The following is a 1,546-nucleotide window of genomic DNA, read 5'->3' on the forward strand; positions in this document are numbered from 1 at the left end:
CTAGAGTATAGACCCTAATATCTTTTCCCTCTATATACTCTTGAAAAATAACGGGCTCTAAATTTAAAGACTTCATCTTTAATAATTCATCGCCGTTCACTTCTCTACAATAATATCCACCTACGAGAGGTTTATATACAATTCTATCCGTTGATTTTATGAACTCTTCTAATCTTTTGTAAGAGTTTGTGATACAAGTTTTTGGAATAGGTAATCCTGCATGAATCAGTTTATACAGTTGAAAGTATTTAGAATGGTCTGCAGGAGGATTTATCATTCTAACTCCATTAAGTTGCATGATTTGCAGCCAAGAACGTAAATTCTCGATTTGGCTTTTAAATTGCATTTGTTCATTATATGTATCTATATAAGGTGTATTAACTAATTGAGGTGTAAAAATCATGTTACTCCTAATAAAAATAGAACGAACATTATCTATATCTATTACCTTCCCGTTATAAATTAGCTTATTATCAATAAAGGAATATTCATTGCTATGAACAGGTCCTAATTCTGTGAAAGATATATTCCTTTTTTTTAGTTTATACATCAGATAATTACAATGAAAATCATCCATTGGGTTGACGATAAGTAAGGACATATTTTATTTCCTCTCTTAGAGCAAGGAGGACAAATAATTTAATCATTCAGGCAATCAAATTATTTGTCCTGTCTCTATCTATCTCTAATTATTAAAACCAGCGGTCTTCTTCTCCCAGAGCCATGGTAGTAACAGGACCATAACTAATTTGATTTAAATCTTCTCCATTAAGCTGAATCTCTTGTAGTGTTACTCCAGTTTTTTTTAGAATTAATTCACTTTGTTCTTGATCTAGTTTAATATTCATGTATATTCCTCCTGATTAATAAGTTTCAAATAGTAAATTTCGACAAAAATATCTAAAAACCTTTTTATTTTTTGAAAATTTGGTTCTGGCGCAAAAATCATTTGATAGAGACATAGAAACCTACATAGACTGTTCAATGGCAGATTATGAGGTTCTGGTGCAAAAACTTCAGGATAATTGCAAGTAATCTATAAATCTTGGACATACTGATACTATTACTCTAAAAAGGTGTGTGATTGGTATGGAAAAGAAAAATTTGTTCAAATGGAAGCACTATCAGCCTGATATTATCTTATTAACGGTAAGATGGTACCTACGGTACCATCTAAGTTTTCGTGATTTAGTGGAAATGCTGGAGGAACGGGGTTTATCCATTTCTCATACAACGATTATGCGTTGGGTTCATCAGTATGGTCCTGAATTGGATAAACGGATCCGACGCTACCTTAAACAAACAAATAACTCCTGGAGAGTCGATGAAACATATATCAAAGTAAAAGGGCAATGGATGTACCTGTATCGTGCTGTTGATTCGAAAGGAAACACAATCGATTTTTGCCTAAGCAAAACAAGAGATCAGAAGGCTGCAAAGCGCTTTTTCAAGAAAGCGTTGCGGGCTTTTCATGTTTCAAAACCTCGCGTGATAACAGTCGATAAGAATCCAGCTTATCCTATAGCAATTGAACAGTTGAAAAAAG

Annotated in this window: 3 protein-coding genes; 1 reads left to right on the forward strand and 2 read right to left on the reverse strand. The window is 33.1% G+C overall.

Annotated features, from left to right (window positions below):
* Both LOK41_RS28100 and LOK41_RS28105 read right to left on the reverse strand, forming a co-directional pair.
* A partial coding sequence (locus tag LOK41_RS28100; protein ID WP_241819369.1) for an ATP-grasp domain-containing protein occupies nt 1-550 on the reverse strand: 550 nt, incomplete at its 3' end.
* 142 nt (nt 551-692) lie between these two features.
* Complete coding sequence (locus LOK41_RS28105) at nt 693-848, reverse strand: hypothetical protein (protein ID WP_017150362.1); 156 nt, start codon at nt 846-848, stop codon at nt 693-695.
* A 241-nt stretch (nt 849-1,089) separates the two neighbouring features.
* On the opposite strand from LOK41_RS28105, the gene LOK41_RS28110 reads away from it, so the two are divergent.
* On the forward strand, nt 1,090-1,546 hold a 457-nt coding region (locus LOK41_RS28110; protein WP_241819370.1), incomplete at its 3' end, for an IS6 family transposase.

Source organism: Bacillus sp. TL12 (genome assembly GCF_022625245.1).
Classification (GTDB): Bacteria; Bacillota; Bacilli; order Bacillales; family Bacillaceae_G; genus Bacillus_A.